Origin of the sequence: Duganella sp. CF458, assembly GCF_900113115.1 — a bacterium.
In the GTDB taxonomy this organism is placed as follows: Bacteria; Pseudomonadota; Gammaproteobacteria; order Burkholderiales; family Burkholderiaceae_D; genus Rugamonas.
In genome coordinates this window covers 85,180-106,419 of the sequence record NZ_FOOF01000008.1, presented here as the reverse complement: position 1 = coordinate 106,419, position 21,240 = coordinate 85,180, and the positions used below count along the sequence as shown (strand labels likewise).

The 21,240-nt window shown below is 60.7% G+C and carries 20 protein-coding genes and 1 riboswitch; of the genes, 6 read left to right on the top strand and 14 right to left on the bottom strand.

The features are described 5' to 3' along the window. The 7 genes from tssE to tssA are packed head-to-tail and all read right to left on the bottom strand — an operon-like array spanning nucleotide 1 to nucleotide 5,432. Nucleotides 1-513 carry a type VI secretion system baseplate subunit TssE gene (tssE, locus tag BM269_RS13880; RefSeq protein ID WP_090437610.1) on the bottom strand — a complete coding sequence of 171 codons (513 nt, stop codon included), beginning with the start codon at nucleotides 511-513 and terminating at the stop codon, nucleotides 1-3. Between the two features lie 3 nt (nucleotides 514-516). Next, the gene (locus BM269_RS13875) at nucleotides 517-1,314 is read right to left on the bottom strand and encodes a type VI secretion system accessory protein TagJ (RefSeq protein WP_170860374.1); all 798 of its coding nucleotides are present in this window, start codon (nucleotides 1,312-1,314) and stop codon (nucleotides 517-519) included. A 22-nt stretch (nucleotides 1,315-1,336) separates the two neighbouring features. Next, entirely contained in the window at nucleotides 1,337-1,831 is a 495-nt protein-coding gene (locus BM269_RS13870) for an Hcp family type VI secretion system effector (RefSeq protein ID WP_090437609.1), read from the bottom strand. Between the two features lie 20 nt (nucleotides 1,832-1,851). After that, the gene (locus BM269_RS13865) at nucleotides 1,852-2,334 is read right to left on the bottom strand and encodes an Hcp family type VI secretion system effector (RefSeq protein ID WP_090437608.1); all 483 of its coding nucleotides are present in this window, start codon (nucleotides 2,332-2,334) and stop codon (nucleotides 1,852-1,854) included. A 48-nt stretch (nucleotides 2,335-2,382) separates the two neighbouring features. Next, nucleotides 2,383-3,876 (bottom strand): type VI secretion system contractile sheath large subunit, encoded by a 1,494-nt coding sequence (gene tssC, locus BM269_RS13860; RefSeq protein WP_090437607.1) that lies wholly within the window; start codon nucleotides 3,874-3,876, stop codon nucleotides 2,383-2,385. A gap of 40 nt (nucleotides 3,877-3,916) precedes the next feature. Further along, nucleotides 3,917-4,438 carry a type VI secretion system contractile sheath small subunit gene (tssB, locus tag BM269_RS13855; RefSeq protein ID WP_090437606.1) on the bottom strand — a complete coding sequence of 174 codons (522 nt, stop codon included), beginning with the start codon at nucleotides 4,436-4,438 and terminating at the stop codon, nucleotides 3,917-3,919. Nucleotides 4,439-4,454: 16 nt separating this feature from the next. Beyond that, nucleotides 4,455-5,432 carry a type VI secretion system protein TssA gene (gene tssA / locus BM269_RS13850; protein ID WP_090437605.1) on the bottom strand — a complete coding sequence of 326 codons (978 nt, stop codon included), beginning with the start codon at nucleotides 5,430-5,432 and terminating at the stop codon, nucleotides 4,455-4,457. A 246-nt stretch (nucleotides 5,433-5,678) separates the two neighbouring features. Between tssA and BM269_RS13845 the strand changes: the two genes are divergently transcribed. Genes BM269_RS13845 through BM269_RS13835 form a run of 3 tightly spaced genes read left to right on the top strand, consistent with a single transcriptional unit; the run spans nucleotide 5,679 to nucleotide 8,965 of the window. Next, nucleotides 5,679-7,727: a bifunctional serine/threonine-protein kinase/formylglycine-generating enzyme family protein gene (locus BM269_RS13845; protein ID WP_090437604.1), complete on the top strand. Its 2,049-nt coding sequence runs from the start codon at nucleotides 5,679-5,681 to the stop codon at nucleotides 7,725-7,727. 30 nt (nucleotides 7,728-7,757) lie between these two features. Next, nucleotides 7,758-8,408 carry a hypothetical protein gene (locus BM269_RS13840; protein WP_090437603.1) on the top strand — a complete coding sequence of 217 codons (651 nt, stop codon included), beginning with the start codon at nucleotides 7,758-7,760 and terminating at the stop codon, nucleotides 8,406-8,408. Nucleotides 8,409-8,428: 20 nt separating this feature from the next. Beyond that, a complete protein-coding gene (locus tag BM269_RS13835; RefSeq protein WP_090437602.1) occupies nucleotides 8,429-8,965 on the top strand; it encodes a hypothetical protein in 537 nt (178 codons plus the stop codon). A 47-nt stretch (nucleotides 8,966-9,012) separates the two neighbouring features. On the opposite strand, the gene BM269_RS13830 is transcribed toward BM269_RS13835, so the two are convergent. Then, on the bottom strand, nucleotides 9,013-11,631 hold the full coding sequence (locus BM269_RS13830; RefSeq protein ID WP_170860373.1) for a M1 family metallopeptidase: 2,619 nt from the start codon (nucleotides 11,629-11,631) through the stop codon (nucleotides 9,013-9,015). A gap of 243 nt (nucleotides 11,632-11,874) precedes the next feature. On the opposite strand from BM269_RS13830, the gene BM269_RS30050 reads away from it, so the two are divergent. Next, complete coding sequence (locus BM269_RS30050) at nucleotides 11,875-12,417, top strand: glycine zipper 2TM domain-containing protein (RefSeq protein WP_090437600.1); 543 nt, start codon at nucleotides 11,875-11,877, stop codon at nucleotides 12,415-12,417. A 69-nt stretch (nucleotides 12,418-12,486) separates the two neighbouring features. On the opposite strand, the gene lpdA is transcribed toward BM269_RS30050, so the two are convergent. The 4 genes from lpdA to BM269_RS13805 are packed head-to-tail and all read right to left on the bottom strand — an operon-like array spanning nucleotide 12,487 to nucleotide 17,477. Beyond that, nucleotides 12,487-13,884 (bottom strand): dihydrolipoyl dehydrogenase, encoded by a 1,398-nt coding sequence (gene lpdA, locus BM269_RS13820; RefSeq protein WP_090437599.1) that lies wholly within the window; start codon nucleotides 13,882-13,884, stop codon nucleotides 12,487-12,489. A gap of 3 nt (nucleotides 13,885-13,887) precedes the next feature. Beyond that, nucleotides 13,888-15,210, bottom strand: coding sequence for a dihydrolipoamide acetyltransferase family protein (locus BM269_RS13815; RefSeq protein ID WP_090437598.1), 1,323 nt, complete (start codon nucleotides 15,208-15,210; stop codon nucleotides 13,888-13,890). 1 nt (nucleotide 15,211) lies between these two features. Then, nucleotides 15,212-16,243 carry an alpha-ketoacid dehydrogenase subunit beta gene (locus tag BM269_RS13810; RefSeq protein WP_090437597.1) on the bottom strand — a complete coding sequence of 344 codons (1,032 nt, stop codon included), beginning with the start codon at nucleotides 16,241-16,243 and terminating at the stop codon, nucleotides 15,212-15,214. 1 nt (nucleotide 16,244) lies between these two features. Further along, nucleotides 16,245-17,477, bottom strand: a complete 1,233-nt coding sequence (locus BM269_RS13805; protein ID WP_090437596.1) for a 3-methyl-2-oxobutanoate dehydrogenase (2-methylpropanoyl-transferring) subunit alpha — start codon at nucleotides 17,475-17,477, stop codon at nucleotides 16,245-16,247. Nucleotides 17,478-17,689: 212 nt separating this feature from the next. On the opposite strand from BM269_RS13805, the gene BM269_RS13800 reads away from it, so the two are divergent. After that, a complete protein-coding gene (locus BM269_RS13800) occupies nucleotides 17,690-19,102 on the top strand; it encodes a hypothetical protein (protein ID WP_139232743.1) in 1,413 nt (470 codons plus the stop codon). Here the strand turns inward: BM269_RS13800 and soxR are convergent. Continuing rightward, nucleotides 19,099-19,584, bottom strand: a complete 486-nt coding sequence (soxR, locus tag BM269_RS13795; RefSeq protein ID WP_090437594.1) for a redox-sensitive transcriptional activator SoxR — start codon at nucleotides 19,582-19,584, stop codon at nucleotides 19,099-19,101. The genes BM269_RS13800 and soxR overlap by 4 nt on opposite strands. Nucleotides 19,585-19,670: 86 nt before the next feature. Here soxR and BM269_RS13790 point away from each other — a divergent pair, with 86 nt between their 5' ends. Continuing rightward, entirely contained in the window at nucleotides 19,671-20,072 is a 402-nt protein-coding gene (locus BM269_RS13790; protein WP_373994391.1) for a VOC family protein, read from the top strand. Here the strand turns inward: BM269_RS13790 and BM269_RS13785 are convergent. Continuing rightward, the gene (locus BM269_RS13785; protein ID WP_229204645.1) at nucleotides 20,026-20,928 is read right to left on the bottom strand and encodes a substrate-binding periplasmic protein; all 903 of its coding nucleotides are present in this window, start codon (nucleotides 20,926-20,928) and stop codon (nucleotides 20,026-20,028) included. The genes BM269_RS13790 and BM269_RS13785 overlap by 47 nt on opposite strands. 6 nt (nucleotides 20,929-20,934) lie before the next feature. After that, nucleotides 20,935-21,153: riboswitch (cobalamin riboswitch) on the top strand. Nucleotides 21,154-21,240: the final 87 nt, after the last annotated feature.

Here is a 21,240-nt window from a genome sequence, read left to right as displayed (position 1 = left end):
TCAGGCGCCCTTGCCAAGGTCGACCAGCTGCACCACGCCGGTCTCCAGGTCCACTTCGGTGCGCAGGCATAGTTCCAGCGGCGCCGGCTGCGCCCACAAGTCGCCCCGGATTTCAATGCGCACGATGTTGTGCTGGTCCAGCATCGAATCGAGCGCCAGCGCCCTGACCTGCAGCGAGGACGCCATGATGCGGGGTTCGAAATCGAGGATGGCTTGCATGATGCTGCGCTCCATTCCCATCAGGTCCAGGGTGGACGCGGTTTCGCCCGACATCGCAGGTAGCCCGAAATTGAGCACGGAGCGCTGCACATGCTCGTAACGCGCCAGGCCGGTATCGACGCCCGGTCGCACGGCATTGAACAGCCAGGCAAGATCGCGCAGGACTGCGGCCCGCAAACGCTCCTTGCCAAGCAGCCGGCCCGCTTGCGTTTCCTGCTTCTGCTCCGGCGCATCGTCCACCAGGCGGTCCAGCAGGGCCGGTTGCAGCCGCTCTTGCGGCGTGAGTTCGGCCATGTGTCATCCTATCCTGATGCAGCGTATATCCATCAGCGGCAGCTCACCGGCATCGGTGGCGAGCATCCGTTGCCCCAGCCCCCGATACATGCCGGGCGCCGTCTCCAGCCACTCGGTCCTTCGCCCCAGAAGCAGTGCCCCATCGCCGCACGACTCGGAACCGGGGTAGCGGGTGGGGATCAGGCCAGCCGCTTCGCCGCCGTTGGTAAAGGCGAACTGCGCCGGGGTCCAGACCACATCGCGCAGATCCTCCGGCGCCTCGAAGGCAATCTCCTTCAAATGGGAGAAAGGCAACCAGTAGTACTTCCCGTTGATCACGGCCTCCAGCACGGGCCCCAGCCGCGGATCGGCATCGGCAATCCAGCTGAAGGACTGGCCGTCAATGGTGCCGCCGGAAACGGGGGCGCGCTCGAAAGCCATCTCGCGTAATTGCGCCGCCTGCTGCAGTTGGCCGCGGCCTGCCTGCAAGGAGGATTCAATCAGCAGGGCCAGCCATTCCTCGGGCTGGCCAAACACCATGGGCGATGTACTGCCGTCGAAGACGCGGGACCGCTGCGCTTCGCAGCGGATGGCATCGCCATACACCTGGGCCATCGCCAGCGCCGAGGCATCGAGTTCGGCCGCCACGCCCAGCTGGGTCAGCGCCCGGTCCCACTGGCCCAGCACCAGCAGGAGCTGGAACAGGAAAATCCGCAGCTTTGCATCGCCGGGATAGAGCCGTACAGACTCTTGCAACAATTGCAGGGCCGCGGCCGGATCGCCATTGCGCAGGCTCTGTTCGGCGCCCTCGATATCCCTCATGTGTTTCCCCTGGCGCAGCGCTTCAAGATTGGCCCTCGTAGATGTCCATTTCAAACGATGTGCTGCCGCGATAGCCGCCATCGGCGCCCTGCGGCTTATATTCCACCAGCAGTTTGCTGAACGCGATGCTCAGCTCTTCGGTCAGTTCGGCAAATTCGCCGGGCGGGCTCGATTGCAGGCTGATGGCCGCAATGCGGGCTTTCGTCATCCGCAGCGTGAAATACTCGACCGGGTCGGCGCCGCCGGCCTTGCGTACCGTCAGCGCCGCCTCCTTCAGCACTTCATTGCTGCGCAGTGCCGCCATCAGGGCGGTACTGGCGCGGTCGACCCGCTTGACCACCTTCAGCTCGCGCACCGCCGTCTTGCCGGTCGCCTGGCCATGCATGAAATTGCCTTCCATGCCCCAGGACCAGGCCAGCACATCGATCTCGTCCGCATGCGACGTGTCCTGTGCTTCGCCCTTGATGGCGCCTTGCCTGGCGCCATCAACCTTCAGGAACATATCGCCTTGCGCCATCTCCTCTCCCCGCCTGGCCACTAGGCCTTGATGTTCTTCGCGATATGCCAGGCGGCTTCCACCGCCGCTTCGCCCGCGCCGTCCGATTTCTGCGGCGTGTACTCCACCTTGAATTCGGCAAAATTGAGCCTGATGTTCTCGGTCAGCCGGTCTTCGCCGCCGCTGCCGCCGGTTTCAATCGACGACACCAGCACTTCCTTCATCGTGATCTTGATGTATTCCAGCGGCTTTTCACCAGCCTTGCGAATGGTCAACTGGGCTTCCTTGTGGTGCTTGCCGTTGCATGCGGCCATGATCAGGTTGGGCGAGGACTTGTCGACGAACTTGGTCAAGTTCAGGTCGCTCACACTGACCTTCCCGGCACCACCGCCGCCGCCGGAGTGCATGGTGCCCGACTGGCTCAGGCCCCAGGTCCATGCCAGCACATCGATTTCGTCCTTATGCTTGTCGTCGCGCGACTCGCCTTTTATATCGTCCAGCTTCAAAAACATATCGACAGCCATGGCGTTTCTCCTTGAGTAAGTGCGTGTCGTTCAGGTCCAATACCCGGTTCATGCCGCTTTAGCCGACGGCAATTTCGAAACCAGGCTGAGCGACACGGTCAAACCTTCCAGCTGAAAATGCGGTCGCAGCGAGAATTTGGACGTGTAATAGCCCGGATTGCCCTCCACTTCCTCGACCACCACTTCGGCGGCGGCCAGCGGCTTGCGCGCCTTGGTGGTTTCCGACGAGTGCGCCGGATCGCCGTCGACGTAGTTCATGATCCAGTCCTGCAGCCAGCGCTGCATGTCTTCACGTTCCTTGAACGTTCCGATCTTGTCGCGCACGATGCACTTCAGGTAGTGCGCGAAGCGGCAGCAGGCGAACAGGTAAGGCAGGCGCGCCGCCAGGTTGGCGTTGGCGGTGGCGTCCGGATCGTCGTATTCGAAGGGCTTTTGCAGCGACTGGGCACCGATAAAGGCGGCGAAGTCCGAGTTCTTGCGATGCACCAGCGGCATGAAGCCATTCTTCGCCAACTCGGCTTCACGCCGGTCGCTGATCGCAATTTCGGTCGGGCATTTCATATCGACCCCGCCATCGTCGGTCGGGAAGGTATGCGCCGGCAAGCCTTCCACCGAGCCGCCCGATTCAATGCCGCGGATGCGCGAGCACCAGCCGTACAGCTTGAAGGAACGATTGATATTGACGGCCATCGCGTAGGCCGCATTGGTCCAGGCGTATTTGCTGTGGTCGGCGGCGCCCGTATCCTCCTCGAAATCGAATTCCTCGACCGGGGACGTCTTGGCCCCGTACGGCAAACGCGACAGGAAGCGCGGCATGGCCAGTCCGATGTAGCGCGCATCCTCCGATTCGCGCAGCGAGCGCCAGGCGGCGTATTCCGGCGTGGTGAAGATCTTGGTCAGGTCGCGCGGATTGGCCAGTTCTTGCCACGAGTCCATCTGCATCACGGTCGGCGAGGCCCCTGCGATGAAAGGCGAATGCGCCGCGGCCGACACTTTCGCCATTTCGCCCAGCAGTTCAACGTCCGGCGGACTATGGTCGAAAGCGAAGTCGCCGACCAGGCAGCCGAAGGGTTCGCCGCCAAACACCCCATACTCTTCCTCATAAACCTTTTTGAACAAGGGGCTCTGGTCCCATTTGGTGCCTTTGAAGCGCTTCAGCGTCTTGCCGAACTCCAACTTGGAAATATTCATGACGCGGATCTTCAGCATCTCGTCCGTTTCGGTGTTGTTGATCAGGTAGTGCAATCCGCGCCAACTGCCTTCCAGCTTCTGGAAATCGGGGTGGTGCATGATCAGGTTGATCTGCTCGGTGAGCTTCTCATCGAGCGCCGCGACAATCGCTTCGATCGATTTCAGGACATCGGTGCCGATCAGTTTGGTTTGTGCCAGGGCTTGCTCCGCCAGGGTGCGCACAGCTTCTTCGACAGCGGACTTCGCTTCATCGCTCTTCGGCTTGAACTCTCTTTGCAGCAGGGACGCGAATTCGTTCTCCGCCAGTGCGACGCGCTCGGATTTTTCGGCGATCAGTTCGGTATCAGACATTTGCATAGCTCCGGTAAACAAGGCGCGATTGATGGGATGCTCAGCTTGCCGCGCCGTCAGCCGGCGTGCCTGGCTTGGCATTGGCCGCCAGCGACTTGAGCAGTGCCGGATCGCGCAACACCTTGGCGATCAATTCTTCGGCGCCGGACTTGCCGTCCATATAAGTCATCAGGTTGGACAGTTGCTGGCGCGCTTCCAGCAGCTTGTTCAGCGCATCGGTCTTGCGCGCCACCGCGCCCGGAGAGAAGTCGTCCATGTTCTCGAAGCTGATGTCGACGCTGATATTGCCTTCGCCGGTCAAAGTGTTCGGCACCTGGAATGCCACGCGCGGCTTGATCGCTTTCATCCGGCTATTGAAATTGTCCACATCGATATCGAGGAACTTGCGCTCGTCCACCGGCGCCAGCGGTTCGACCGGCTTTCCGGACAGATCCGCCAGCACGCCCATCACGAATGGCAATTGGATCTTCTTCTCTGCACCGTACAGTTCCACGTCATATTCAATCTGCACACGCGGGGCGCGATTACGGGCAATGAATTTCTGACTGCTGTCTTTTGCCATGAGCTGCTCCTATCTATCAGGTCTTCTTAACGCCAGCAATATCCTGGATCCGGCCCAGACTGTCAGGGGCAAGGTCCTGGATGATTTCCACGAAACTCTTGTTCATCAGCCTTTGCGCACGCCGGATCAGCAAAGGCGCCGGATTGCCAGGCTCGGTTCTTTCGAAGAAAAGGCAGATCTTCTCAAGCTGCCGGATCGCGTCGTCACGATCGCGTATCTCACCTTGTATCGCCGGGTCTTCCGTGACGGGCTGGTCCCCGCCGCGCGGCGCGATACCCATTGCGTCGTCGTACGCCTGCGCGACCGCCTTTAATACTGCCAGCAGCTCGGCCATATCAGGCGCCGCCGCCGGATCCAGCTTTTCAAGAAGCAGCGCTCGAATTGCGTCGATGCCGGAGATGCCATGGCGCGCAGCCTCGAAGGCACTGGAATCCTTGGAAGCGGCGACTGTTATCGCCGCCGATATCTGCGCCAGCTGGGGCGCCGTTTCGGTGCCAGCTGGTTTGAACTTGCCTGTCGCAATCAACAAGTCCCGCACGCTGACCCGCCCCATCGCGCCGGACGGCACGATTAAGGCATTGCGCACATCGGCCAGCAATGCATTGCTATCGGACAGGAAAGCAAGCGTATTCAGTCGCACGGCAGGATCGTGCTCTCCTTCGATCTCAAGCTTCGGATGCACGTCGTCCCAATAGCGCTCGAGCATGGCGCGCACCAGCGACAAGCCTTCACTCAGGCCGCTTATGCCTTCAGTGCGGACCAGGGCGCGCGTCAGTAAAGCCGCCACCCGCAAGTCCTTGGTGCGTGAGAACAGATTGAGCGACTTTTGCTTCAGGTCCGACCAATCAGGCGGCTCGGCAGGAATGACATTGTCGCCAAGGCGTTGCTCCGCCTTGCCACCTGCAATGCGCTCAAGCTCCTGGTACAAGGGATCGTATTCAAGATAAGGTCCGCAAGGTGGGTGTTCAGTCACTTCCGCAAGCAACTCATTCATATCAAGCACGCAGTAACCCCCCACCTTCGATCGACACTACAGCGATGATCATCAGCTTCCTATAAAGCCTATAGGTAAAGCAGATTCTTCGAACATCCGTTGCGCAAATTGCGTGGCGTCTTCTGCAATTTTATCTCCGAAATATCATTCAAATCTCTCGCTTTGTCACCTCACTTTCCTGCACTCGAAACGCGACTAGTCGTTATACTTCCGCATAAGAGAATCAACCAGTCATCCAGGATCAACATGACCGACCACTCTTTCAGCGACAGCGATCAGACCGTGCTGAGACCCGGACGCGTGTCGCCGCATGCACTTGCTCCGGGCACCATGCTGGCGGAGTTCGAAATCAGGAGTGTGGTTGGCCAAGGTGGATTTGGTATCGTCTACCGCGCATACGACCATTCGCTCGGACGCGATGTCGCGGTGAAGGAATACATGCCGGTTTCGTTTGCAGGCCGGCAGGACAATACCCATGTGACCATCCTGTCCGAACACTACGCGGAGGCATTCCGCGTCGGCCTGCAAAGCTTCGTCAAGGAGGCGCAGCTGCTGGCCAAGTTCGATCACCCATCACTGGTCAAGGTGTACCGCTTCTGGGAAGCCAATGGCACCGGCTATATGGCGATGCCGTTCTACGATGCTCCCACCCTCAAGCAACTGCTCAAGCTGGAACGCACGCCTTTCACCGAGGAAGCCTGGCTGCAGAAGTTTCTTGGCCAGATCCTCGATGCCCTGCAAGTGCTGCACGATAAGCGCTGCTATCACCGCGACATCGCGCCCGACAATATCCTGATGATCGAGGGCCGCACGCCGTTGCTGCTCGACTTCGGTGCGGCTCGCCATGTGATCGGCGACGTCACGCAAACCCTTACCGTCATTCTGAAACCGGGTTATGCCCCGATCGAACAGTATGGCGACATGAACCACATCAGTCACGGACCCTGGACCGATCTGTACGCACTGGCCTCGGTGGCGTATTACATCATCACGGAGTCGGTGCCGCCAGCAGCCATGTCGCGCCTGTTGTCGGATTCAATGGTTCCCTTGGCTGTCAGCGCCAAGGACCGCTATAGCGCGCCGTTCCTTACGGCGCTCGACGCAGCGCTGAATTTGAGGCCGGAGCATCGGCCGCAAAGCGTCAGCCAGTTCCGCACCATGCTGGGATTGGAGCCGGTGCTGGATCAGGGCCCGGTTTCCATGCCATTCGCACCCGCTCCAATCGTTGAGACGCCGGCCTCTGTCGGACGCAGCGCGCCTGTTTCGATCCGGCCAACTCAACCGATCCAGGGAGTGCCCAACGCAGATGCGGAATCGACGATCGTTCCATTGGCGCGACCGATAATGCAGGCGCCGCAGGCCGACACGGAAGTTGCTTCCGAGGTCCCGCCGCCGAGCAAGGCGCGCTGGCCGAAGGTGGCAAGAATGTTCGGTGTATTCGTCGTACTTTGCCTGATCGCTGCGGCTCTGTTCTGGCCCTCACCCAAGCCGCGGCCACCAGCGCCCGTTGCAATCAAAGAGCTGCCAAAGGCGGCTCCCCCTGCTGCCCCCATGCCCGCCGCAGCTGCGCCAGCATCATGCACCCTGAAGTTCGACGATGGGTCGCTTGCTTGTCCCGCCATGGTCGACATTCCAGAAGGAAGCTACCGCATGGGAGCCATGCCTGGCGATACGCGAGCTGCCGGCGAAGAATTCGGCGCTGTCACCGGGAAGATCGCAGCTTTCAGCATCGCTGCGCAGGAAGTCAGCGTCGATCAATGGCAATTATGCGTTGCCGACCGGGCCTGCCCGCCCATCAAATCACAGGCAACTGCGCAAGGAAAACTCCCGGTCACGCAGGTGAGCTGGGATGCCGCCCAGCAGTTCGTCGCCTGGCTTTCGAGTAAGACAGGCCTTTCGTACCGTTTGCCGACCGAGGCGGAATGGGAATACGCGGCACGCGCCGGCGCCAGCACCGCCTATCCCTGGGGTGATGCGATTGGAGAGGATTACGCGCACTGCGGGCAATGCGGCAGCCACCTGCCGATTACCGGACCCGCTCCCGTTGGCAGCTTCAAGGATCATCGGGGCCTGTACGACATGGTGGGCAACGTATTCGAGTGGGTCGACGATTGCTGGTACGGCAGCCATGCCGACGCCCCCAGCAAGCGCGACCAAAGCGAATCCGCCTGCCGCAAGAAAGTGCAAAAAGGAGGCGCTTATGATTCCGTCGAAGCGGATGTCCGTCCCTCCGCCAGGACGTGGGACGACCGGGCCAACTCCGATGTGCGAGTCGGCTTCCGCGTTGCCCGCTGACCCTGTCCCATCGTTTCAGTGAGGCTTTTAATGAAACGCACTCATAGCTGCTTCATCTTCGTGCTCGCCGCCTTGTCGGCATGTACGCAAATGCAGTCCGCGCAACAGCCAACGCCGGCACCTACCGCCACCGAGCCGGTTACGCCCGCAGTGCCGCCCCCGCAGCCAGTGGAGAGCAAGCCTGAGCTCAATACAAAGGAGTTCGAGGAGGAGTCGCAACGCCTCCTGTCCATGCAAAAAAGCTACTTCAGCGTTTTCCGGATCGACGAAGCCAGTATTGGCCTGAAACCGCGGCAGAACGCAGTCGGCGTGTTCGACCTGCAAAAGCCCCCGCGCGGCGAACGTATGCGCCTGACCGTATCGCAGCAGGCAAAGAAGCCGGCCAGGCTTGCAGTCGGCACCTACACGGTGGTACTCGACACAGTCGTCGACTACATCGAAATCCAGACTTGCCAATCTGCCGCTTGCGCCGGGAAGCGGCAGCGTATCGTTCGATCGCTGCCTAAACAACTCCAGATCCAGATCTCACCACAAAACCAATACTTCGGCAGCAAGGACTTTTCCCTGGCCGAGCTTGCGAATGCCGAGGGCAAGGACAAGAACTACAAGAGCATGTACCAGAATGTAGTGGTCACCGTCAAACGCATCTCCGTGGTGCCGGTGCCTCCGGCGCCGGCATGAAATTAACGTGAGGTGATCCCATGTTCACAATTGCAGGAACCCCATATACGCTGTCGGAAGTGGCCAATCTCATCAAGAACGACGACAGCGCTGTTTGGCATCCAAAGTACATTTACTACCTGCCGAAGATTGAAAACTCCGGCTCGACAAGCTTCCCCAACCTGACCACATTGATCATGAACCTGGCGAGCTACTGCGTGAAGGAAAATTCGCTGGACGCCATCCAGCTACAGCGCACGCGTGGCACGGCACCAAGCGGGAATGTCGCCATCCGCAAGGGGGTAATCGATCGCAGCAAGGTTAACGAGGCGGATCGGATTGCCATCGCCCATCTCATGGCGGGCAATGAAGTGGGCAATGGCATCTCCAACAAATCGCGACACACGACCGATCCCGAAACGGGCAAACCCAAGGCATACAACGTATCAGTCAAAGAGTATTACGTTAACGGCGCGGACGGGCGCAGGGCCACCAAGCGCACCGAGGGTACCAAGGTAACCTATTACTATTCGGATAGCCACACCAATAACACCTATCAGTATCAGCTTCTGCTCTAAGCGAAAGCGGGCACCAAAGTGCCCGCCCGTTTCATTCCGGATCAGTCTTACTTGAGGCCCTCGAGCGCCGGACCGATCTGGGACACCAGCAGCGCCCTTTGCTTGGCGCGCACCCGTACGCCGTTGCCAATGCGCTTGGCATCGACCAGCGCGTCGGCCGAGAAATGCTCCTTGACGTAGGCTTCCATCTTGTCCGCATCGGCCGCGTTGACCGAGCTGGCGACGATGGCCGGATACATGCGGTTGCCCGCTACCGAATCCTGGTTCTTCAGCAGCGCCTCGCGATGCTCGACCGCGAAGGCCCAGGCCTGGTCGACGTGTTCAGCCGAGGCCACGCTTGGCACCACCATGCTGGTCAGCTGGATCGGCAGTTCCGGCAACAGCGCAATCCGCAGCGTGCGCTCGGACAGCTTGGGGTCGATTGCCAGCGCCAGGGACCGTGCGAAACGGTTGCGCTCTTCCACCGACTGCGCCTTCAACGCCAGGCCCTTGAGCGCGTCGTACGTCCCCTCGTCGGCGTAACGTCCCACCACCGACATCACGAAGCCCAGCGAGGAAGGCGGCAGGCTGGCCGGATCTGCCAGGTAGCGCTGGAAGCGCGCACGGGCTTCCGCGATCACCTTCTCGTCGCCCGTGCGGGCCAGCACGCCGGCCAGCGCGGTGCGCAATTGGCGATCCTCGACAGATTCGCCCGGCTTCTCTTCCCAGCCCAGCGCCTGGAATTTGGGCAGCACCAGCGCGGCGATGTAGCGCCCAAGCTTGGCGCGTTCCGGCGTGCCTTGCGCCAGGTTATAGAGATTGCCCAGGTTATTCAACATCGCACCCCAGGCGGCAAGGCGCGGCTCGTCCTTGAACTGGCCGGCCAGGGAAAGGTAACGGGAAAGAGGAATACGCTCGCTCACCACCATGGCCCAGGCGTCGCCCAACAGCTTGACGCGGCTCGCGTCCGGCAGCTTGGTGGCCATTGCAGCCAGCGCATTGAAGCTGGCGTCGTCGTACTGCACCCGGTAGTACCCGACACTGTCCGGATCGACGATCAACTGGCCATCGCAGCCGGCGCGGGTCACTGTGGTGCTGGCGCTCGACAGCATGGTGTACTCCGCCTTGCCGCCGACCGTTCCCAGGGCGACCGGAATGTGCCACAAGCGTTGCGGAACGGGGCTGCCGTCCAACACGAATGGCTGCTGCGTCAAGGTGATCTTGCGTTGGCCCTTCTCGCAGCTCTGCGCGACCTTCACGACCGGTACGCCGGCCTGGGTAGTCCAGTCGGAGGCCAGCGTCGCGACAGGCTTGCCCGATGCCTTTTCCAGCGCCGCCCACAGGTCGGCAGTCGTGGTGTTGGAGTACTGATGCTTGGCCATGTAGGCCTGGATGCCTTTGCGGAACGCCTCCTCGCCAAGGTAAGCTTCGAGCATGTGCAGGAAAGCCTGGCCCTTGCCGTAGGTGATCGCGTCGAACACGCTGTTGGCCTGCTCTTCGTTTTCCACCTTGGTCTGGATCGGGTGCGTGGTGGCGCGCGCATCAAGGTTCATCACGCCTTCGCGATCAACCATCGCATCGAGCTGGACGCGCCATTCGGGATGGAAGCTGGCAGTGGCTTTGGCCGCCATCCAGGAGGCAAAGCCTTCATTGAGCCAGAGGTTGTCCCACCAAGCCATGGTGACAAGGTTGCCGAACCACTGGTGGGCCATCTCGTGGGCGGTGACGGAATAAACGGTCTGCTTGGTGCTGTCCGGGTTCTTTTTCGCGTCGTATAGGAGGGCCGCCTCGTTGTAGACGATGCCGCCCCAGTTTTCCATCGCGCCGTTCATGCCGGGGATGGCGATCTGGTCCAGTTTGGCCAGCGGGTAAGGAACGCCGAAGTAGTTGTTGTAGTAATGCAGGAGCTCTTTGGAAGCATCCAGCGCAAATTGGGTAGACCCTTCCTTGCCGATGGTGGAGACCACGCCGATTTCGACGCCATCCTGCGTGGCCGCATTGCGCGCCATTTCACCAGCAACCAGCACGAACAGATAGCTTGGCATCTTCGGAGTGACACCGAAAGACACGCGTTGCAGGCCGTTCGGCAGGGTTTCCTGCTTTTCAGCCGGCGTGTTCGAGAAGGCCTTGAAGCTGGCGGGGACATCCACTGTCAGCTTGAACTTCGCGCGGAAAGACGGCTCGTCCCAGGTTGGCAGCAGGCGGCGCGCATCGGTCGGTTCCATGGTCGTCGCCAACAGGGACTTGTCGTCCGCACCGTTCTTGTACTTCAGGTAGAACAGGCCGCGCGGTTCGCGGTTGACGACGCCGCGGAACTTGAGCGCGAGCGTATATTTGCCCGGCGCCAGCGGCTTGGCCAGCTTGAAGCTGAGGGTCTGCGCCTGCTTGTCCAGCAACGGTTCCAGTTTGGTTTCCGCCAAGCCCATGCCGCTCAGGCTCGCCGCGTCGATTTCCATGTTCATGGCATTCAGCATGATGCTCGAAGTGGCCTTCCGGACCTCGATCTCCACCGACTCGGAACCGCTGAAGGTATTGTTCGCCACATCCGGCACCAGGTGCGCCGTATATTGAAGCGGGATCACGTCCTTGGGCAGCTTGCCCGGCGTGGCGGCAAAGTTGAAAGGTGTTTCAGCCTGGGCGCCCATGGCGGCCAGCGACAGTGCAAGTGCGGACAGCGGAAGTCTCATGGATTCTCTCTTTTGAAATGGCACGGATTGGCCAGCTTGAATTCTATGGAATGGGATGGAGCTGCCGTCCCCGGTATGCGACAAACGGTCGAATTCCTTCCTCGAATTGCCAAATATGCCACTCGAGCGGGTTGGCAACGGTAACATTTGCTTACCGCCGAAACAGTTTTTGCGTCACCGTATTCCCCTTCCCGGCCGTTCTGGATGTAAGCGCCAATCATGGCGAATTCAGGAAAGAAGAAAATGGAAAACAGCGCACGCACCAAGACTCACCCAATGATCATCCTTGCCGCCGCCTCGGTAGCAATCGTAAGCCTGGCTGGCGCCGCATCGATTGCGGGCCTCCTGCCAAACTCCAATGCGAACACGATGCCTGGCGCAGTCGCCGCACCGATTGCCGCCGCCGCGACGCCGGCTACCGAGGTAGCGCCAGTGCCTGAACCCGAAGTACGCAAGGTGGCGGAACGCAAGCCGGTGGCACATAGGACGTATGCGCCAGCCCCGCACGTGGCGGCAGCGGAACCGCAAGTGTCGTCGCCATCCACAGCGCCTGCGCCCGCACCCACACCCGCACCCGCGCCTGCACCCGTAGCGCAGAACAGCGCGCTGGGCATCGGTATCGGAGCCGTGGTGGGTGGTTTGATCGGTAACCAGGTAGGCGGCGGCAATGGCCGTAAGCTGGCCACCGTCGTCGGTGCAGTCGGTGGCGGTTATGTCGGCAACGAAATCGCCAAGCGCAACCAACAGCAACAACAGCAGCAGCAGCAGCAGCCACCGCAACAGTAACGAAACCGGCTTTGGTGCGCCACATCATTTCTTGCCGAAGCCTATAAGCAGGTCTTCGGCAAGAAGGGCTCAAATATGCAGCGCGTGCCCCAAGGCGCGCAGTGCGGCCTCCTGGATCGCCTCGCCCAAGGTCGGATGCGCATGGATCGTGCCCGCCACATCCTCGAGCGTCGCACCCATCTCGATGGACTGGCCAAAAGCGGCCGATAGCTCCGACACTGCCTTGCCGACCGCCTGCCAGCCGACGATCAGATGATTGTCGCGCCGTGCCACCACCCGCACGAAACCGTCCTTCGATTCAAGCGACATCGCGCGCCCATTGGCAGCAAATGGGAACATGGCTTCAACGCAATCGATCCCCTGCGCACGCGCCGCCTGTGGCGTAGCGCCAACCACCACCACCTCGGGATCGGTAAAGCACACCGCCGCAATGGCCGCTGGACTGAAATGCCTGCGCTTGCCGCTGATGATCTCGGCCACCATCTCGCCTTGCGCCATGGCGCGGTGCGCCAGCATTGGCTCGCCGGTCACGTCGCCGATGGCCCACACATCGCGCATCGAGGTGCGGCACTGGTCGTCCACCTTGATGAAGTGCCCATCCATATCGATGCGCAGTTTTTCCAGGCCGAAGCCGCGCGTGCTCGGGCGCCGCCCAACCGCAACCAGGACCTGCGCCGCAGGCAATGCCGACTCCGCGCCGGTGGCATCGCGGATGCGCACCGCATTGCCCTCCCCGTTCAGGCCGAGCACGGTGCAGCCAAGGTGGGTTTCAATGCCCAAGCCCTTGAGCGCAATCGCCACTGGGCGGGTCAGCTCCGTGTCGTAGGCAGGCAGGATGCGTTCCTGCGCCTCCACCACGTGCACTTCCGCCCCAAGCTTGGTATATGCAGTACCCAGTTCAAGACCGATATACCCGGCACCCACGACGACCAGCCTGCCCGGCACAGTCTTGGGCGACAGAGCTTCCGTTGCGCTGATCACCGGCTCGCCGAACGGCATGAAGGGCAGCTCGGTGGCGTGCGAACCTGTCGCCAGCAACAGGTGCTCGCAGCCGATGCGCTGCGGGCTTTCGCCGTCGCGGATCACTTCGACGGTCTTGCCGTCAACGATGTTGGCCCAACCCTTGACGACACGCACGCCGTTTTTCTTCAGCAATGCGGCCACCCCGCCGGTCAAGCGCCCGACGATGCCGTCTTTCCAAAGCACGGTCTGGCCGATGTCGATGCGTGGCGCCTGCACCGAAATGCCAAGCGCCGAACCGCTGGCGAAATGGCTGGCCTTTTCGAATTCCTCGGCCGCATGGATCAAGGCCTTGGATGGGATGCAACCAACGTTCAGGCACGTGCCGCCCAATTCAGCGGCTTCCACCAGGGTGGTAGGTATGCCAAGCTGGCCGGCGCGGATGGCCGCAATATAGCCGCCAGGACCGCCGCCGATCACCAGCAGCGTAGTGGTGTGTTGATTCATCGATTACTCCACAAATAGCATGGCCGGGCATTCGAGCAAGCCGCGGATGGTTTGCACGAATTGGGCGGCATCCATTCCATCAACCACGCGGTGATCGAAGGAAGACGAAAGATTCATCATCTTGCGGATAACCACCGCGCCTTGACGCACCATCGGCCGCTCCACGATCTTGTTGACGCCGATGATCGCGACTTCCGGATGGTTGATCACAGGCGTCGTGACAATGCCGCCAAGCGGCCCCAGGCTGGAGATCGTGATGGTCGAGCCGGACAACTCGTCGCGCGTGGCTTTACCGGTACGTGCGGCATCGGCCAGGCGCCCGATCTCGGCAGCGCTGGACCACATGTCGCGCGCCTCGGCGTGACGCATCACCGACACCATCAGCCCCGAATCGGTCTGGGTGGCGACGCCGAGATGGACAGCGCCATACTGTGTGACGACGCCGGCATCGTCGTCGAAGCGCGCATTCATCTGCGGGAACTGGCGCAACGCAACCACCAGGGCTCGCGCCAGCAATGGCAGAACGGTCAGCTTGCCGCGCTCCTTGCCCCATTGCTCGTTCATGCGCACGCGCAGGTTTTCAAGCTCGGTGACGTCAACCTCCTCGACGTAGGAGAAGTGCGGTATGCGGCGCTTGGACTCCTGCATCTTCTGCGCGATCTTGCGGCGCAAGCCGATTAACGGAATGGCCTGCTCCGCGTGGTTCTCACGGTATCCGCCCGTTGCCGTGGACGGCGAGCCGCCTTGCACGCCGCGCGCGGCATAGGCCTCAAGATCCGTGCCCAGGATGCGGCCAGCCGGGCCACTGCCGTGCACGAACTGGAGCTCGACGCCCATATCCCAGGCGCGCTTGCGCACGGCTGGCGAAGCAAGCGGACGTTCGCCGGCTTCGCGTGCCACACGGGCCGGCGCCGATGCGGGCGCACGCGGCGCCGCCGGGACGGGCACCGGCACCTCTGCCTGCGTCGCCTTGGCAGGCGTCGTGGGCGCCGCAACGGCGGGAGCGGGACTTGCGGCAGGCGCCGGCGGCGGTGGCGCTGCATGAGCAGGAGCCGCGCCTGCTTGCGCCTTCAGGTTGCCCGCGCCCTCCACTTCAATATGAATCAAGTCCGCCCCGACGGCCATTACATGGCCCGCCGCGCCGCCCAGCATGGCCACGGTGCCGTGGACGGGCGAAGGAATTTCGATCGTGGCCTTATCGGTCATGACATCCGCCAGGATCATGTCCTCGGTAACGGCATCGCCCACCTTGACATGCCACATGACCAGTTCAACTTCCGCAATGCCCTCGCCAATATCAGGCATCTTGATGACGTGAATACCCATCTTATGCCTCCACCGTACGTTTGAAGGCCGCGCCAACCCGCGCCGGCCCCGGGAAATACGCCCATTCCTGCGCGTGCGGATAAGGCGTATCCCATCCCGTCACACGTTCGATCGGCGCTTCCAGATGGTAGAAGCAGTGTTCCTGCACCAGCGACAGCAGTTCGGCCCCGAAACCGCAGGTGCGGGTGGCCTCATGCACCACCACGCAGCGGCCGGTTTTCTTGACCGACTCGACGATCGTCTCCAGGTCCAATGGCCACAGGCTGCGCAAGTCGATGATCTCGGCGTCGATTCCGGTCTCCCGCGCAGCCGCTTCGCATACCCACACCATGGTGCCGTAAGCGAGCACAGTGAGCTGCTTGCCCGGCCGGAAAATAGCCGCCTTGTCCAGCGGCACGGTGTAATAGCCCTCCGGCACTTCGCCCAAAGGGTTCTGCGACCACGGCACTACCGGCTTGTCGTGGTGGCCATCGAACGGCCCGTTATACAGTCGCTTGGGTTCGAGGAAGATCACCGGATCGTCATTCTCGATCGAAGCGATCAACAAACCCTTGGCGTCGTAAGGATTCGACGGCATGACGGTCCGCAAACCGCATACGTGGGCGAAGACCGCTTCCGGGCTTTGGCTGTGGGTCTGGCCCCCGTAGATGCCGCCGCCGCACGGGGTCCGGATGGTGATCGGCGCGGTGAAGTCGCCCGCCGACCGGTAGCGCAGGCGCGCCGCCTCGGACACGATTTGGTCGTATGCAGGATAAATGTAGTCGGCAAACTGGATCTCGATGCACGGCCGCAAGCCATACGCGCCCATGCCGATTGCCACGCCGACGATGCCGCCTTCGGAAATCGGCGTATCGAACACGCGCGATTTGCCATATTTTTTCTGGAGGCCCTCGGTGCAGCGGAACACGCCGCCAAAGTAGCCCACGTCCTGGCCGAAGACCACGACGTTATCGTCCTTCTCCATCATCACGTCCATCGCCGAGCGCAGCGCCTGGATCATGGTCATGGAGGTCTTTACAGTGTTTTCCGCCATATCAGATCCCCAGTTGCTGACGTTGCACGCGCAAGTGTTCCGGCATGTCCTTGTAAATGCCATCGAACATCTCCGCGGGACTGAAGGTATGGCCGCTGGCCATGGTGCCGTATTGTTCGGCCTCTTTCTGCGCCGCCAATACTTCCGCCTCCAGGCGTTTCTGGGTTTCCTCGTGCTCCTGTTCGGACCAGGCGCCGGCTTTGATCAGATACTGCTTCAGGCGCACGATCGGATCGCCCAAGGGGAAATGCGACCAATCGTCGCCGGGACGGTACTTCGACGGGTCGTCCGAGGTCGAATGCGGTCCGGCGCGATAGGTCACCCACTCGATCAGGCATGGTCCAAGGTTACGGCGCGCCCGGTCGGCGGCCCATTGCGACGCCGCATACACGGCCAGGAAATCGTTGCCATCGACGCGCAGCGAAGCGATGCCGCAGCCGACGCCGCGCGCTGCGAAAGTGGTGTCTTCGCCGCCGGCAATCGCCTGGAAGGTCGAGATCGCCCATTGGTTATTCACCACATTGAGAATGACCGGCGCGCGGTACACGTGGGCGAAAGTCAGGGCGGTGTCGAAGTCCGCCTCCGCCGTGGCGCCGTCGCCAATCCATGCCGAAGCGATCTTGGTATCGCCCTTGATCGCCGATGCCATGCCCCAACCCACAGCCTGGATGTATTGGGTGGCCAGGTTGCCGGATATGGAGAAGAAGCCAGCCTTCTTCACCGAGTACATGACCGGCAATTGCCGGCCCTTGAGCGGGTCGCGCTCGTTCGACATCAACTGGCAGATCATGTCCACCATCGGATAGTCGCGTACGACCAGAATGCTTTGCTGGCGGTAGGTCGGGAAGCACATGTCGTCAACATTGAGCGCAAGCGCCTGCGCGGTCCCGATCGCCTCCTCGCCAAGGCTCTGCATGTAAAACGACATCTTCTTCTGGCGCTGCGCCATCAGCATGCGGCTGTCGAAGATGCGGGTTTTCATCATGGCGCGCAAACCCTTGCGCACGACTTCGATATCGATTTGCGGGACCCAAGGCCCGACTGCATTGCCCTCGCCGTCGAGTACGCTGACCAGGGAATACGCGAGATCGCGCGTATCCATGGGAGCCACATCGACTTCGGGACGGCGCACGGCGCCGGCCGGCGATAGGCGCAGATAGGAAAAATCAGTTGCACAACCTGGACGTCCCGTCGGTTCGGGCACGTGCAGGCGAAGTGGTTCGCCCTTGCTCATTCAGATTCCTTCAATTGCGATGGTGACGCAGGATCAATCCCGGCGGGCCTGCTGCGGGTAGCGGCGGCCTGCCTGGACTTTGGAACCGCCCGCTGCGGATCGCAAAGCGGGCACGAAAAAACATTTCCTCAAAAGCAACGCTAGGGTAGCACGCTTTTTCGTGCCGAAGGGTCACAATTAAAGTTTCACCAATGAACTGCCGTTAAGTGGAAATGAGTTCCATTTCCTCACTCTCCAACTGCCAACCGGCCAGTCGCTACGGCGCCCCCACCGTCAGCCGGGGCAGCAATCCTGTCGTTGCCAGGCTCGACACGCCAGCGGCGTCCGCGCCCTCAACCATCGTCACACTGAGTCCGGAAGCGCTTGCCGCTGCCGCGACGCCCATGTCGACCAGCCAACGCTACCAAGACCTTGGGGCGGACATGCTCAAGCAGCTGGGTGCCGGTGCGGCCGTTCCGGTGGATCATGCCAAATTGCCCGATACGGTCGATAACAGGTTCACGCTGAGTATCACGACACGAAGCGGCGCGCAGGTCGACCTCACCCTGGCCAATGTCGATGACGACATGATCTATCAGGTCAGCTCAAGTGCAGAGCTGGATGACGATGAGCGTAAAGCCCTGACCAACCTGGCGGCGAGCTTCCAGGCCGCCATCGATGGGATGACGGGGCCAACCCCTCAAGTCCGTTTGAACGGCCTGACCCAGTTTGATAGCAAGTTTCTGGAGTCAATTGATTTCCATGCAGAAGTCGCTGGCCCAGATTCCACATCGCAGGCCTTGGATTTCCACATTGACGATTCGATGCGGAGAGTGAGCATTGGGGGCCCTGAAGGGCAAGCTGAAGTGAATGTGGACACCAGCACCCTGGAGCACCTTGGTACAAGGAAGCAGCAGGCAAAAGCGATCAACAGCTATCTGGCCCAATTCGACCAAGCCGTCTCGCGTGGACATGGCGACAAGAAGCTGATGTCCATGTTCAAGGACGCCTTTGCCGATATGAACCGGACAGCCGTCGCCGAAGAGCGCGACGATTTCCTCCGCACGCCATCGAAGTGGCAGTTGAACTCCGACGACCGCTCTGCGCTGACCGGCCTGTCGGATTTCAGCGCTTCCCTCAAGCAGACCCCAAAATCCAGTAACCCTCTCAAGGCTTGGGAACAGGACACGTTCTCCTATGACGTGTCACAGGCGACCAAAGTGGAGGGCACAAAGCCCGACGACCGCAAGATTAACCAAACGCAGCAATCGCACCTTGGCGCTCAGTTCCATACGGATATCGGAAAATCCAGCCCGCCGTGGTTCGACGGAACCTTGCAGACCCAAAACTATGAATACCATGAGATCGACGACAATGCGCTCAGCAATGTCTCGCTCAATTACAGGCTGGGCAAGCTGAAGAAGGCAAGCCTGGAGCAGATGGCGAGCCAATCGGAGAACGTGAAGACGATCATCCTGGGCAAGCTGCAGTCGGAAAAAACCATTCCGAGCCAGCAATCGCTGCTGCGTGACCTGCTGCCATCGCTCACCTCCTACGAGCACATCAAAGGTGAAGACACGCTGAACGAGAACATACCCCTGCTCAGTTCACCTGGCGAACTCGTGGCTCGCAACCAGCAATTCTAAGGCTCCTCCGTCGCGCGATGCTTGACCAGGAGACGGTGCGGGCCGGCTCCTTTCACGGACAGCTTGTCGAACGGGTTACGCAGCCGGCAACGATCGATCGAGAGGCATCCGCAGCCGATGCAATCGTCAAGCGTGTCCCGCAACTTGCGAAGCTGGGCAATGCGCTCATCCAGTTCCACCCGCCAATTGGCGGAAAGCCGTTCCCAATCCGCCCGGCCGGGAGCCCCCGTTGCGGGTAAGGTGGCCAACGCAGTTTGAATGTCCGCCAACGATATGCCCACCCGCTGGGCGACACGGATAAAGGCAACGCGCCGCAGCACGTCCCGCGAATAGCGGCGCTGATTGCCTTCAGTTCGAAAGCTGCTGATCAACCCTTTTGTTTCATAAAAATGTAGGGTGGACACGGCCACGCCGCTACGGCCGGCCACTTCACCGACCGACAGGTTGCGAGAGATTTCAGCTTCCTCAGTCATGACGTTCATTGCCCCCTTGACCTCAATTATACTTGAGGTTTTAGACTGCTTCTGCCGCGAGCAATTCGCACGCATTAAACAGGAGCTTTCTAGAAATGCCGGTGAATATCCAACTCAAACACACCATTGTCTGGTGCGCCGACAAGCGCAAACCAGCAGTCTTCCTTACCGAAATCCTGGGGCTCCCCGACCCGTCCCACCTTGGATCGATGCTCGTGGTTCTCACCGAAAACGAAGGCTCGGCCGCTTCCGAACATCACGCCTTTCTACTGAGCGAAGAAGAACTCGACCAAGTCTTCGCACAGGTCCAGGGCCGGAGACTCAAGTACCGGGCCTACCGCCAGGATGCAGGTCGAGGGATATATTTTGAAGACCCCGACGGTAATCTGCTCGAGGTCATGACCGGGCCTTGCTCGGCCACAGGAGTTGAGCGCCCACCCTCGGCAATCATCAAGACTGATCTTGCGGACGATATCGCGCCAGGATCGACTGGATAATGCCGCGCGCCTTGAGGGCATCGATCGCGTGGTTCAGGTCCTTGATACCAATCCTGCCTTGCGCGGGGACTGCACAATAGGTATCGAAATCCGTGATCTTCAGGTGGTTAGAGGCCAGCCGCGCCCGCTCTGGATGCGCCTTGCGCTGGTAATCAAAATAGATACGGTTCGTAAAAATGAAATCGAAACGCCCGAGCAGCAACTTTTCCAGGTTCTGGCTGTCGTTCGCGGCATTATCACGCTCGACCTTGGGCTGCAGGTGCTCAACCTCGGGGTAGCGGTAGCCCCGGATCGTCCCCACCCGCACTCCCGCGATAGCGTCCAGCGACGCCGGCACGGGTGTTTCACGACGCATGGCGACAATCATGCGGTTCGAGATGATCGCGTCAGACCAGAGAAAGGTCTGATTATCGAGCCACTCGGGACGCAAGTCGCATAGTACGTCGGCGTGCCCCCGCAACAGCGCGCCTTCGACCCTGGTACGCGGCAGGATCAGGTATCTTGGCTCCAGGTGCAATTGCGCACTGAGTGCATCTCCGAACTCCTTCAGTATGCCGCCCCTCAATTCTTCACCGCGAATGTCAGTCATGGGCATGCCGCTGCCGTTGGAAATCGCCATCACCAGCTCGGATGCAGCGACAGGCTTTACACATAGCAAAATGACGAGCAGCAAGTGTCGCGCAAGAGACATCGTGATCCGGTCACGTTTCATCAAAGTGCCATACATCAATTCAAGCATCCTTTCGTGCCTTGATTGTTCGCCGCCGGGGCCTTCGCAGGACAACCGCCCTTGAACCTGGCTGATCGATGATAAACCCAATGCGCTTTTTTTTAACCGTGCCGGGGTGGATTGCATGTAAAATGCGCACCAAACGTGAAAGGTGCCCTTCTGCTTGTCGGCTGAAGGGTGAAACGGGAAGCCGGTGACGTGCGGGATTTTCATCTCGCACCAGTCCGGCGCAGTCCCCGCTGCTGTAAGCCTGACGACTTTGATCAACCGCCACTGTGCAGCGCACGGGAAGGCACGATCAGGGAAGGATGAAGGTAAGCCAGAAGACCGGCCAGTCACGATGAATGTCCAAAGCCCGGGGTGTGGCTTTTGGCAGAAACGTATTTGCCGTTTCCATTTATAGCTTGAAGCAATCGCACTTGGTCGTTGTGCGCTCGC